The sequence below is a fragment of the Shinella sp. SUS2 genome (genome assembly GCF_001262505.1).
Lineage (GTDB): Bacteria > Pseudomonadota > Alphaproteobacteria > Rhizobiales > Rhizobiaceae > Shinella.
Genome location: NZ_KQ410732.1, coordinates 406379 through 418918, shown reverse-complemented (window position 1 = coordinate 418918; position 12540 = coordinate 406379). Strand labels below are relative to the sequence as shown.

Here is a 12540-nt window from a genome sequence, read left to right as displayed (position 1 = left end):
ATCGAAAAACCCGCGGGAAACCGCGCCTACGGAGCAAGCATGACGCAGCCAGCGCCGGCAAACAAGAAGACGGATTCGATGTCGGCAACCTGGAGCGCGACCGCGCTTCCCGACGCCGAGGCCGCCGTTGCGGCGATCTATGGCCTTGCTGGAACCGTGAAGCGGCTTTCCAGCGAGCGGGACGAGACTTTCCTCTTCACGCGAAACGACGGCACGAACTTCGTCCTGAAGATCGCCAACCCCGCCGAAGACCCTGCAGCTCTGGAATTCCAGGACGGCGCCCTGCTGCACCTTGCCGCCGCCGCCCCCGCCGTGCCGGTGCCGCGCCTCGTCCTGACGACGGAGGGTGGGCCGAGCCACACGCTTTCCACCGGCGACGGCCCGCGCATCGTGCGCCTCCTCACCTTCCTTGACGGTGAGCTGCAATATCGCACGCCGGCATCGGAAGCACAGAGCCGCAATGTCGGCCGCGCACTCGCGGAACTCGGCCTTGGCCTCGAAAACTACGATGGCCGCCCGCCGGCCGGAAAATTGATGTGGGACATTTCCCACACGCTGGACCTTTGCGCGGTCGTCGACAATGTCGCGCCCGAGCGCCGGGCGCGGGTGGAAACCATTCTCGCCGAATTCGAGCGTGCACTGCCCGCCATGAGCAGCCTCGCGCGGCGGCAGATCATCCACAACGACTTCAATCCGCACAATATCCTGCTCGATCCGGCGGAACCGACACGGGTGGTCGGCATCATCGATTTCGGCGACATGGTGCATGCGCCGCTGGTCAACGATCTCGCCGTCGCCCTCTCCTATCATCTGGCGACGGACAATTGGGCGGCGCGCACCGGCGCCTTCCTTGCCGGCTTCCTGTCAGCGCGCGCGCTGGAACCCGGCGAGATCGAGCTGCTGCCACTCCTGACGCGCTGCCGCCTCGCCATGTCGATCATCATCGCCGAATGGCGTTCCGCCCGCTTTCCGGAAAACCGGGATTATATCATGCGCAACCACGCCACCGCCTGGCGCGGCCTGCAGAACGTAGGCGACCTTACCCCGGCCGGGCTGAAGAGGCTCGTGCCCAACCTTTCCGAGGCCTGACCATGTCGATGGTGAATGCATTTTCGCGCGAGGATTTCGAGCGGCTCGACGAGAGCGAACGGGTGCTGGTCGCCCGCCGGGAGAAGGTGCTTGGCCCCGCCTACCGCCTGTTCTACGAAAAGCCGCTGCATCTCGTGCGCGGCGAAGGCGTCTTCCTCTATGACGCGGCCGGCGAAAGATATCTCGACGCCTACAACAACGTCGCTTCGGTCGGCCATTGCCACCCGCGCGTCGTCGAGGCGATCACCCGCCAGACCGCCGTGCTCAACACCCATACGCGCTATCTGCACGAAGGCATCATCGACTATGCCGAAGCGCTGACCGCCACCTTCCCGGACGATCTCAGCCAGGTGATGTTCACCTGTACCGGCAGCGAGGCGAACGACCTTGCCGTGCGCATCGCCCGTTTCGTCACCGGCGGGACCGGCATCATCGCGACGGAACTCGCCTATCACGGCCTGACGAGCGCGGTCGCCGAATTCTCGCCCTCGCTTGGAGAATCCGTGACGCTCGGCCCGCATGTGCGCACCGTACCGGCGCCGGACAGCTACCGCCACACGCCGGAAGAAATGATGGAAAAGTTCGGCCGCGACGTCAAAGCCGCCATCGCCGACCTGCAGCGTCACGGCATCAAGCCGGCCATGCTGATCACCGACACGATCTTTTCCAGCGACGGCATCTTCGCCGGCCCGAAAGGGTTTCTGCGACCGGCCGTGGACGCGATCCACGCAGCCGGCGGCCTCTTCGTCGCCGACGAGGTGCAACCCGGCTTCGGCCGCACCGGCGAAACCATGTGGGGCTTCGAGCGCCACGGCGTCTCCCCAGACATGGTAACGATCGGCAAGCCGATGGGCAACGGCTACCCGATGGCCGGCATCGTGCTGCGCCCGGAAGTCGTCGCCGACTTCGGCCCCCGTGCCCGCTACTTCAACACCTTCGGCGGCAACCCCATCGCCGCCGCGGCCGGCAAGGCCGTGCTGGAAACCATCCGGACGGAGGGCCTGCAGCAGAATGCCCTCGATGTCGGCCAATACCTGATGGACGGCCTCAAGACGCTCTCCCGCCTCCACCCGGCCCTCGGCGACATCCGCGGCTCGGGCCTCTTCATCGGCGTCGAGATCGTCGCGGACCCCACGACGAAACAGCCCGACGCCACCCTGACGGCGCGCATCGTCAACGGCCTGCGCGCCCGCCGCATCCTGATCAGCGCCTCCGGCCCCAACGCCAACATCCTGAAAATCCGCCCCCCTCTCGTCTTCTCCCGCAAAAACGCCGACATGCTGGTGGACGCCCTTGCCGACGTACTGAAGGCCGGCTGACGGAAGGCACGCCGGAGCGGACATTCCCCGCTCCGGCGCTGGGGCGCCCCCCAGACGGCGACCATCCAGCCCATGCCGGTGGCGTCGTTTCAATCCACGCCTCCGCAAGGAGGCGACTGCTTGGGGCGGGCTCGGCTATTCAGCCGGCACGTTTCAATCCACGCCTCCGCGTCCACCAGACACGAGAAAATCATCCGCGTCATGAAGGCGAAGGCGAAAGCCTGCTCCGGCGGGGTTTTCGGGAGCTGCGCCACCATGTCCGGCAACAGGTCGGAGACTTCCGGCCTCAACTCATCCTGCCACGCGGGATCAAGCGCAAGCGGCCGCTTCAGGCGCATGTTGCAGCAGGCATCCGTCTCGTTCAGCCAGTCCGGCAGGCCGGCATGGTGGCCGAGAATGGCATAGGCGAGGAGATGCGCCACCAGCTTGTCCGAACCCTGCGCAAGCCCGGACAGCACCTGGGCGCCTGCGGTCGAGTGATCGACCGGCACATCCCTGCCTTCGAGGCGCAGCTGGAAATCGATGCAGTATTTGCCGAGGTCGTGGAACAGACCGACGAAGAAGGCCGCGCGTTCGAGGCCCAGCGGTTTGGCCATTTCGGCGGCAAGGACGGCGACGCCGAAGCAATGCTCCGAGAGCAACTGCCAGTCCACCTTGCTCTGGTCTGCCGTGCTATGCGCGTACCAGGACACGATCACCCCCACAACCAGTGAGAGAATACCGCTTCAAGAAAATGGGGAAAGTGCCGTGCGGGCCGATCCGGATGTTTTCCACAAGGCCAAACCGGAACCGACCTGATGAATATCAAGGGTTGCAAGGGCCGCATGCATGCGGCCCCGCTTCGTCACCCGGCAAGCGGGTCGTCAAAGGGCTCAGACGAGCGCGGTGACCTGGATTTCGACCAGCAGTTCCGGTGCGGCAAGGCGCGCCTCGACCGTGGCACGGACCGGCAGGTTGTTCGGGTCGACCCACTGGTCCCAGACTTCGTTCATCTGGGCGAAATGGGCAATGTCGCGCAGCCAGATGTTGGCGCTGATCAGCTTGGCCTTGGAGGTGCCGGCTTCGGCCAGCAGGCCGTCGATGGTCGCGAGGATGTCGCGGGTCTGGGCGACGGTGTCGGCACCATCGCCGGTGACGCCGGCCGTGGTGACGACGCCGTTGACGACGACGGCTTCGCAGAACCGCTTGCCGGGCTTGATACGCTTGATCATCGGAAATCTCCCATGTTGTTGATCAAAGAATGGTTTTGCCGAAAGCCGACAGGATGAAATTGGCGCATTCCGCGCCGATCGGCGATGGCAGCGCGGCATCAATGCCGGAAATGCTGAGCGAGCGCAACTTGCCGCTGAGCGCCGCCATTTCCATTGCCGAATGGGTCTCGCGCACCGTGATGCCGCCGATGCCGCCGCTCCAGCCGGACATGTCGGTGGCGGTCGGCGCATAACACAGGTGAAAGCCGCGCGTGCCGGCCGAGGCGAGCGTGATCGCGTCGCGCATCGCCTGGCGCAGGCCTACCGCATCGATTTCCGCCATGGTGAAGACACGCAGGCGCAAGGCCTTCAGCACCGCCGCCTCCTCCGGCGCCGCATTGCGCAGGCCGATCAGGACGATGTTTTCCGGCGCGATATGGGGCGGCAGGCAGGTGAGCATACGGCTGAGCACGGCGTTTTCCGGTGGCGGCAGGCCGGCCTCGCCATCCGGCATCATCGCTGCATCGGAATCGATCCAGATGAGGCCGAGCGCATCATGCCGACGGCCAGCCTCCTCCACGAACGGCAGCACATCCCGCTTGCGTGCGCGGATGGAGAGCGTGAGCGTCTTATCCGCATCCTCCGCCCCCCGCTCGAAGCCGAGATGCTCGATACGCTGGGCAACATCCTGCACCACCACGAGCGCACCGCCGATCGCGTCCGTCTCGATCGCATAGGTCTTCGCCTCGCCCGTCTCGCGCACATCCCGCATCGGAACCTTCTCCACATATTCTGACGTCATGACCGTGAGCAACGCACCGTAGTTCATGCGGAAGCTGACATTTTCGCCGACGGCAAGGGGTGGGTCGGCCTCGGTGAGATCGAGCACCAGATGGTCACTGGAAGCACCGAGCACCCGCACGCCCGGCCGCGTCGGGATCAACCCCTCGGCGATGACGTCCTCACGGCCGATATTGGCGATGCCGCGCAGCCGGTCTCCCTCGTCGACAAAGACGGGAACGTTGCCGAAGGCGTCGATGCCGGACTGGCCGATCGGCAGGGAGGGCTTCGTCTTCACCTCCAGAAGCTCGCCGGTGAGTTCGAAGGCGTCGCGGTCGAGCGCCTGCCAGGGTTCGGTGAGGAACGTGTCGCGGCCACCCTGGAGGATCGCCTCGCCGACACGCAGGTTGTTGATGCCGGACGGCATGCCGCCGGCCAGCAGCAGCGGCAGCGAGGAAGAGTTGCCGCCGGAAACCCAATCGAGCGGCCGGCCGGTCATGATCTCCACCGTCTGCGCATGGGCGACGAGCTGGGTCAGGTTCTCCCGGGTCGGAATGATTGCGCCGAAGCAGGTGAGGTTCGTGCCGACGCCGGCAATGCGCACGCCCGGCAGCTCCAGTATGGCCTCCACGGTGGGCACCAGATCGTTCGGCCAGATGCCCTCACGAAGATCCCCGAGGTCGATCATCAGGATTATGTCGTGCACCCGGCCCAGCCGCTCGGCGACACGCGAAATCTCGCGCATCAATTGAAGCTCCGACTGCAGACTGATGTCGACGGTGCGCACCAGCTCTTCCACACGCGTCAGCGGGGGGCTGCGCAACAGCATGATCGGACAGTCGATGCCCGCATCGCGCAGGCGGCGGATGTTCTCGAAGCGGGATTCGGCAATGCCCCTGACGCCGCCGCGCAGCATGGCACGCGCCACCTGCGGCATGCCGCAGGTGCCCTTGGTGACGCCGAAGGGCGTGATGCCGGAGGCGCGGCAGAGGTCAACGACGGTGCGGGCATTGTGTTCGATGCGGGCGAGGTCGATGGAGATTTGCGGATCGGACATGGCAATCCCTTGTTGTCGCATTTCCGGACGAAACCGGGTCCACTTTCCGGTAAAGGCTCAATTCCGATAGAGCAGCCCCGCCGTGTCGATGTCGGGCCTGCGGCCGGAGACGAGGTCGGAGACAAGCTTTCCCGAGCCGCAGGCCATGGTCCAGCCGACATGGCCGTGGCCGGTATTCAGGAAGAGGTTTTCGTAGCGTGCTCGACCATGCACCGGCACGGAGCCCGGCATCATGGGCCTGAGGCCCGACCAGAGCACGGCCTTCGTCTCGTCGATGGCGCCGGGGAAGAGGTCGTGCGCCGTCCGGAACATGGTTTTGAAGTCGGCGGGTTTGAACGAGCGGTCGTAGCCGGCGAATTCGGCGGTGGAGGCAAGACGCAGACGGTTGCCGAGGCGCGAATAGGCGATCAGCCGGTCCTCGTCGACGCCGCCCATGGTCGGGCCCTTGTCCGCATCGATCGGGAGCGTCGCGGTATACCCTTTGACGGGATAGACGGGCACGTCGATCCCGATCTTGCGGGCGAGCAGTGAACTCTCGGGGCCAAGCGACAGCACGACCGCGTCGCAGGCGACCGGCCCCTTGTCGGTCAGCACGGCCCCGACCCTGTTGCCCTGCACATCCAGTCCGGTGACAACCGTGTTGAAACGAAAGTCGACGCCATGGCGCACCCGCGCCTGCTCGGCAAGGCTGCAGGTGAAGAGCGAGGAGTCGCCCGTCTGGTCCATCGACGAATAGACGCCGCCGGCAAGCTGGTGTTTGACGGCGGCAAGGCCGGGCTCCAGCGCCACCAGCCGCTCGCGGTCGACCACCTCGATCGCAAGGCCGCGGTCGGCGATGTACTGCATATGCTTGGCGCCGGCATCCATGCTCTGCTGCGAGCGGTAGAAATAGAGGATGCCCTTGCGCCGGTCGTCGTAGGAGATGCCGGTTTCCTGCTGCAGCGCGTTGATGCACTCGCGGGCATAGAAGGCCAGCCGCAGCTTGACTTCGGTATTGGCATGGGCGCGCGATTGCGTGCACTGCATGAGGAAGCGCAGGCACCAGGAGATGAACTGCGGATCGAGGCTGAAGCGCACCTTGATGCCGAGATCGGAGCGGAACAGCGATTTGATGAAGGTGGTGAGCGCGGCGGGCGAGGCCCAGGCGGTGGAATCGCCCGGCGAAACGAGGCCGGCATTGCTCTGGCTGGTGCCGCGCGCCACGTCCTCGTGGCGCTCCAGCACGGTCACGTCATGGCCGTCCTTCGACAGATACCATGCCGCCGCCGTGCCGACGACGCCGGCCCCCAGAACGACTACTTTCATGATGCTCCCCTCACCCCGAGAACGTTCCGCTTTTCCTCGTCTTGCGAAACGGGTCCGGCCTTTTGTTCTTGTTTCCACGCAATTCCGGACGCAAAACCGCTCACACTTTTGCTGAAATTGCTCCTAACTGCTGACCGCGCCCTGCTTGAAGGTCGGCGCGAAGCCGCCGGAATCCCCGTCGTTGAAACGGATGATGCGCACCTCGTCGTGGAATTCGGCGCAGGATTGCCGCCAGACCGCGCCGGGCCAGACCAGCTCCACCGAAGCATCGAGCGGCCGGTAGACGGCCGTGTAGAGCGTGCCGTAGCCGCGCCCGTAGGACGTCTGGTAGACCGGCGGGCGCAGGAAGCCGGACAGCACCTTTTCGACATCCGCCGATCCCGCCAGCGACTTTTCCAGCGCCGCCTCGCGCTCCACCGATTTGGTGGTCTCGGCATGGCGGGCCCATTCGACGCCGTGCTGGTGATTGGTGCTGACGCGCCGCTCCACCACTTCGGCCGGGCGATCCGGATTGACATAGACCGTCGCGTGGTTGTCCTGCCGGTCGATGACGGCGATCGAATAGGACATGTGCACGGGAATGCGCTGGAGCATCGCCACCGCTTCCGCCGTGGTGCTGGCGAATTCCAGGACGTAGCGCAGCACGACCGGGATGCCGAAACCCTGCCCCGCGGCGGTGCGCCCGCCGAAGGAGAGCGAGACCGCCAACCCATCCTCGTTGATGCCGTCGAGCACGCCCCACAGGCAATCGACCACCGCCACCACCCGCTTGTTGTAGCGCGAGGCGAGCCAGGTGCCTTCGAGCAGGCGCGGGCTGTAGTCGTAGTTGCGGATCAGCGCCGGTTCCTTACCGGTGACGATCGCCTGCGAACAGCCGCCGACATAGAAGGGCGGGCACCACATGGACAGGAACCGCGCTTCGAGATCGCCGCCGCCGGCCGCCTCGACGATCGCCTCATAAGTCGGCAGCAGCTCCGGCATGTGGCTGCGCAGCGCCTTGAGGCTCATGAAGTAGGTCGGGCGCGAACGAACCCCGTCGCGCACGAACCAGCGGCTGTAGGCGTGCCAGTGACGATCGAACACCCGGCGCCATTTCGGGCCGGGTCTGTCTTCGTCGATGGCTTCAAACTGGAGGTCCATGGCACCCTACAGGATCTTGAACGAGCCGGCTTCCGGCGCTTCGTCCCGCTGGATCTCGGTGAGCGGCTTGCTGGCATAAAGGCGCTTGATACCCTTGATCCAGTTGCTGGCGCGTTCGTTCAGCTCGAACTCGTCGTTCATCACCCGCCCGCGTGTGATGAGGATGCCGAGGTCGGCACCCTCGTAGCGGTAGTCGCCGGGACCGGTGATGCGCAGGAAGAACGCCTCCTCGTCGCTTTCGATCGCCTGGCGGTGATAATCGAAGCGATCATAGGACACGCTGCCATCCGGCGCCATGCGGTAGATGCCCGACGACGGCGCATGGGTGACGATGTCGACAAGGTCTTCGGTGGATTTGATCACCACCTGTGCCCAGGAATCAATGAACTCCTTTCGCGCCCACCGGTCGTTCAGCTCCTCGACGTCAATCTTGTAGTCGATGCCCGAAAACTCCATCAGGTGGAACAGGAAGAGCGGCGCATCGGCATAGGCGAAGGCGGCGTGGTTGGTCATGGAGCTGGCGCCGCAGATGCGCGGGTTGAGTTCGCCGAGATAGACCTCGTTGTCCTCGACGTCGATGAGGAAATCGAGGTCGAAATAGCCGCGATAGCCTTCCTCGCGAAGCTGGTTGCCGAAGCGGTAGGCCATGTCGCGCGCCTTGGCCCGGATTTTTTCCGAAAACGCGCCCGGAAAGATCTCGTTGCCGCACCAGCCGCCCTTGTAGGGCGTCAGCGCCGGCTGGCCGACGACTTCCGTCAGGAGCGGGCCGACGAGCGTGCCGGATGCCGTCGTGCAGGCCTCCATGGTCGCGCCGCGGCACTTGATGCGCTTCATGATCTTGACTTCGTCTTCCGCCGAGATCTCCGCGGCGTGACGGTTGTAGTCCTCCTCGCTCGCGATGAAGAAGGTGGTGTGGCCGCTGTCACCGAAAGCGGTCTGCACGACGAGGTCTTTGCCGATGCCGGCTTTCTTCGCTGACTCCAGCAGCTCCTCATAGGTGCGCGCGGGGGCGAGCGTGTTCGGCACGGAGGGCACGTCGGCCTTGTTGCCGATGCGCACGGTCTCCATCTTGTTGTCGCAGCGCTGGCGCAGTTTTGCCCTGGGGAACCAGATCTCGATGCCGAGTTCCTTGCAGATTTCTTCCGTCGTCTCGTCGAACATCAGGAAGGTGGCGACGGCACGGCCACCGCGTTTCGTGATGTAGTCGATGACTTCCTTGTGCTGCAGCAGGTAGTTGTTGATATCCTCGATGCTCTCGAATTCGGCATGGGGGATTTCGGAGGGGACGAAGACGTTCGGATGGCGGCCGTCGAAGCAGTCGATATAGCTGACGAACTTGAAGTTCCGCACCCATTCGTCGATGCCGATCAGGTTGAAGTTCGTCGCCGAGATGAAATAGATCGGACGTTCGTTGCGATGCATGACGACGCGCAGATCGGCAACGTTGCGAATGGTTTCCATGATGTACCCCTCATGTTTCCTGGAGCGTTTTTGGCGCTTGTCGCGCTTCTTTTGTTTCTTCTCGTCTTTCTTCCGATCTTTCTTCTTTTTCGACATGCCCCCCGGTCCGTCGTTGCGGTTAACGTTTCAAGCGTGACGTGACGTGTTTGACTTCAAGGTAGGACGACATGCCCCAGGGCCCGAGCTCGCGGCCGATGCCGCTCGCCTTGAAGCCGCCCCAGGACGTTTGCACGAAAATCGCCTGCGGGCTGTTGATCCAGACGTGACCGGCCTCGATGGCGTTTGCCACGCGGTTCGCCTGCACGTCGTCGCCGCTGACAACGGTGGCGACGAGGCCGAAGTCGCAGTCGTTGGCGAGTGCGATCGCCTCCTCTTCGCTCTCGAAAGTGCGGATGCAGAGCACCGGCCCGAATATCTCCTCGCGCCAGAGCGCGCTGGTCGTCGGCACGTCGCCGAAAATCGTCGGCTCGACGAACCAGCCGTCACCGGCCGCGGCCGGCTTTCCGCCGCCCGCAAGCAATGTCAGGCCCTCGGCCTTGCCGCGTTCGATGTAGGAAAGCACCTTGTCGTGCTGCGCCTTCATGGTGATCGGACCGATCGTCGTCCCCTCGTCGAGCGGATCTCCGGGGTTCAGCGCCCGGCTTCCGGCGATTATGGCGTCTATTAGCTTCGGCGCAATCGATCTTTCCACCAGAAGGCGCGATGTCGCCGAACACATCTGCCCGGCATTGAAAAAGATGCCGCCGAGCACGCAGTCCACCGCCTCGTCGAAATCCGCATTGGCGAAGACCACGATGGGCGATTTGCCGCCGAGCTCCAGGCTGACCGATTTGACGCCCGGCGCGCCGGCCGCCATGACGCGGGCGCCGACGGCGTTCGAACCGGTGAAGGATATTTTGGCGACATCCGGATGCGTCGTCATCGGCGCGCCGACGCGCTCGCCGGTACCGGTGATGATGTTGAGCACGCCGGCAGGCAGGCCCACGTCCTCGGCAATCGCGCCGAGTTCCAGCTCCACGACAGGCGTGATCTCCGAGGGTTTCAGCACCACCGTGCAGCCTGCGGCAAGCGCCGGCGCGACCTTCCAGGAGGTCGTCACGAGGGGAAAGTTCCACGGCACGATGAGGCTTGCCACACCCGCCGGCTCCTGCCGCAGCCGGGCGTGAAAACCGTCGTCGGGCAGCGCGACATCCGCGTCCTGCCTCTCCTGCAAGGCGATGGCTTGCTCGGCATAGTAGGCGAAGGAGGCGGCCACATCGGCCATGTCGATGCGCGCCTCGCCAAGCGGCTTGCCGTTGTTGCGGGAGGAAAGGCGCGCCAGCTCTTCGGCGCGCTCGGTCAACCGTGCGGCGATGGCCGCGAGATAACGGGCGCGTCCGCGCCCGCCGGCATCGCGCCAGGCGGGGAACGCGGCCTTCGCGGCGGCAACAGCCTTGTCCACATCCGCCGGACCACCGGCGGAGACCTCATGATAGACGGTGCCGCGGTAGGGATCGAAGACGGGAATGCGGCCCGGCTCGACGGGATCCTGCCAGCGACCGTCGATGAAGAGCTGGTGCCGCATCGTCGTCACCTCACGCCGTCAGGGCTGCGGCAAGCGGGGAGCCCGCCTGGATTTCGATCACGGTCGGCACCTTGCGCTTTGCCGAGGCGGCAAGCTCGCTTTCCAGCTCCGCGAGCGAGGCTGGGCGCGAGGCTTCGCAGCCGAGTGCCTTGGCGAGGCCCACGAAATCGGGCGTGAAAATGTCGACGCCGATCTGCGGGATGTCGCGTTCGGCCATGAAGGCCTTGATCTCGCCGTAGCTGGCGTTGTTCCAGATGACCACGGCGGTCGCGATGCCAGCCTCCACGGCGCTCGCCAGTTCCTGCACGGAGAATTGCAGGCCGCCGTCGCCGATCAGGCAGACGGAGGGCCGGTTCGGCGCGCCGAGTTTTGCGCCGAAGGCGGCCGGCAGGCCGTAGCCGAGCGTGCCGTAGCCGGTGGAAGAGTTGAAGAACGAGCGCGGCTGCGGCGCCTGGTAGAACTGGTTGACGGCATAGACCGGCTCGGTCTGGTCGCCCGCAACGGTGGCGTCGGGCAGCGCCCGGGTGATCACCTCCATCAGCCTGCCATGGGTGCGGCAGGCGGGCCACAGGAAGGCCGCGACCTTCTCGCGCACGGCCTTGGCGCGTGCCGCGCCTTCGCCGGCCGGCCGCGCGTCGCCGAGGGCGGCGTTGAGGCTGGCGGCGGCGAGTTTCGCATCGGCGGCAATCGGCACGTCCGCGCGCAGGCCGGTGACGATCTGCGCGGGGTCGATGTCGATGCGGATCAGCGGGCCGCCGAAGGTCAGCGCCTTCGGCTCGGGATACATTTCCGTCTCGCCGAATTCCGTGCCGATGGCGAGGACCGCGTCGCTGGCGGCCAGCTCTTCCAGCAGCGGCGGCATGCTGAGATTGCCGGTCATGGTGCGCGGGTCACCCGGCTTCAGGATGCCGCGGCCGTTGATGGTCATGAAGACCGGCGCATCGAGCTTTTCGGCAATAGCGGCAATCTCGGCCGCCGCATCGGCAGCCCCGCCGCCGGCAACGATCATCGGGCGCTTTGCGGCCTTGAGGATCGCGGCGGCCTTTTCAATGGCCGCGGGATCAGCGGCGGCGCGGCCGGGCAGCGGCCATGCGTCTGCCGAAAGGTGCTGCGCCTCCGCGACGATGACGTCGAGCGGGATTTCGATATGGACCGGGCGCGGGCGTGCGGAGTTGAAGACGGTGAAAGCACGCGCCATCACCTCGGGAAGCTGCGCAGGGTCGAGCAGCGTGTGGCTGAAGGCGGCAACGCCGGAAACGAGGTTGCGCTGCGAGGGCAGCTCGTGCAGGCGGCCCTGGCCCATGGCGAGTTCGCCACGGGAATTGACCGCCGAGATGACCAGCATCGGCACGGAGTCGGCGTAAGCCTGGCCCATGGCGGTGGCGATGTTCGTCATGCCGGGGCCGGTGACGATGAAGCAGACACCCGGCTTGCCGGTCACGCGGGCATAGCCGTCGGCCATGAAGCCTGCGCCCTGCTCGTGGCGGGGCGTGATATGGCGGATGTTGGTCGCGGGCAGGCCGCGATAGAGTTCGACCGTGTGAACCCCCGGAATGCCGAAGATCAATTCGACGCCGTAGGATTCCAGGAGACGGACGAGGTATTCGCCAGTGGTCAATCGGGTGTCTGCCATTT

General features: G+C 65.3%; 10 protein-coding genes. 2 read left to right on the top strand and 8 right to left on the bottom strand.

What is annotated here, in order from left to right:
• The first annotated feature begins 39 nt into the window (after positions 1–39).
• Together AKG11_RS18075 and AKG11_RS18070 are read left to right on the top strand one after the other, a co-directional pair.
• Positions 40–1089 carry a phosphotransferase gene (locus AKG11_RS18075; protein ID WP_050744988.1) on the top strand — a complete coding sequence of 350 codons (1050 nt, stop codon included), beginning with the start codon at positions 40–42 and terminating at the stop codon, positions 1087–1089.
• Positions 1090–1091: 2 nt separating this feature from the next.
• Positions 1092–2408 carry an aspartate aminotransferase family protein gene (locus AKG11_RS18070; protein ID WP_050744881.1) on the top strand — a complete coding sequence of 439 codons (1317 nt, stop codon included), beginning with the start codon at positions 1092–1094 and terminating at the stop codon, positions 2406–2408.
• Between the two features lie 89 nt (positions 2409–2497).
• On the opposite strand, the gene AKG11_RS18065 is transcribed toward AKG11_RS18070, so the two are convergent.
• From AKG11_RS18065 to AKG11_RS18030, 8 genes are all read right to left on the bottom strand, one after another.
• Positions 2498–3118 (bottom strand): CRISPR-associated endonuclease Cas3'', encoded by a 621-nt coding sequence (locus AKG11_RS18065; protein WP_305809619.1) that lies wholly within the window; start codon positions 3116–3118, stop codon positions 2498–2500.
• Positions 3119–3280: 162 nt separating this feature from the next.
• A complete protein-coding gene (locus AKG11_RS18060; protein WP_050744879.1) occupies positions 3281–3619 on the bottom strand; it encodes a RidA family protein in 339 nt (112 codons plus the stop codon).
• Between the two features lie 22 nt (positions 3620–3641).
• Positions 3642–5435: an alanine racemase gene (locus tag AKG11_RS18055; protein ID WP_050744878.1), complete on the bottom strand. Its 1794-nt coding sequence runs from the start codon at positions 5433–5435 to the stop codon at positions 3642–3644.
• Positions 5436–5492: 57 nt separating this feature from the next.
• On the bottom strand, positions 5493–6740 hold the full coding sequence (locus AKG11_RS18050; RefSeq protein WP_050744877.1) for a D-amino acid dehydrogenase: 1248 nt from the start codon (positions 6738–6740) through the stop codon (positions 5493–5495).
• A 123-nt stretch (positions 6741–6863) separates the two neighbouring features.
• Complete coding sequence (locus AKG11_RS18045; protein WP_050744876.1) at positions 6864–7880, bottom strand: C45 family autoproteolytic acyltransferase/hydolase; 1017 nt, start codon at positions 7878–7880, stop codon at positions 6864–6866.
• A gap of 6 nt (positions 7881–7886) precedes the next feature.
• Positions 7887–9341 (bottom strand): biotin carboxylase, encoded by a 1455-nt coding sequence (locus AKG11_RS18040; protein WP_050744987.1) that lies wholly within the window; start codon positions 9339–9341, stop codon positions 7887–7889.
• Positions 9342–9459: 118 nt separating this feature from the next.
• Complete coding sequence (locus AKG11_RS18035) at positions 9460–10905, bottom strand: aldehyde dehydrogenase family protein (protein WP_050744875.1); 1446 nt, start codon at positions 10903–10905, stop codon at positions 9460–9462.
• Positions 10906–10915: 10 nt separating this feature from the next.
• On the bottom strand, positions 10916–12538 hold the full coding sequence (locus AKG11_RS18030; RefSeq protein ID WP_050744874.1) for a 5-guanidino-2-oxopentanoate decarboxylase: 1623 nt from the start codon (positions 12536–12538) through the stop codon (positions 10916–10918).
• Between the last annotated feature and the right edge of the window lie 2 nt (positions 12539–12540).

Bases quoted from the DNA above. Each gene is read 5' to 3' on its own strand.
- AKG11_RS18075 (WP_050744988.1), top strand. From the start codon at position 40: ATGACGCAGCCAGCGCCGGCAAACAAGAAGACGGATTCGATGTCGGCA.
- AKG11_RS18070 (WP_050744881.1), top strand. From the start codon at position 1,092: ATGTCGATGGTGAATGCATTTTCGCGCGAGGATTTCGAGCGGCTCGAC.
- AKG11_RS18060 (WP_050744879.1), bottom strand. From the start codon at position 3,619: ATGATCAAGCGTATCAAGCCCGGCAAGCGGTTCTGCGAAGCCGTCGTC.
- AKG11_RS18055 (WP_050744878.1), bottom strand. From the start codon at position 5,435: ATGTCCGATCCGCAAATCTCCATCGACCTCGCCCGCATCGAACACAAT.
- AKG11_RS18050 (WP_050744877.1), bottom strand. From the start codon at position 6,740: ATGAAAGTAGTCGTTCTGGGGGCCGGCGTCGTCGGCACGGCGGCGGCA.
- AKG11_RS18045 (WP_050744876.1), bottom strand. From the start codon at position 7,880: ATGGACCTCCAGTTTGAAGCCATCGACGAAGACAGACCCGGCCCGAAA.
- AKG11_RS18040 (WP_050744987.1), bottom strand. From the start codon at position 9,341: ATGGAAACCATTCGCAACGTTGCCGATCTGCGCGTCGTCATGCATCGC.
- AKG11_RS18035 (WP_050744875.1), bottom strand. From the start codon at position 10,905: ATGCGGCACCAGCTCTTCATCGACGGTCGCTGGCAGGATCCCGTCGAG.
- AKG11_RS18030 (WP_050744874.1), bottom strand. From the start codon at position 12,538: ATGGCAGACACCCGATTGACCACTGGCGAATACCTCGTCCGTCTCCTG.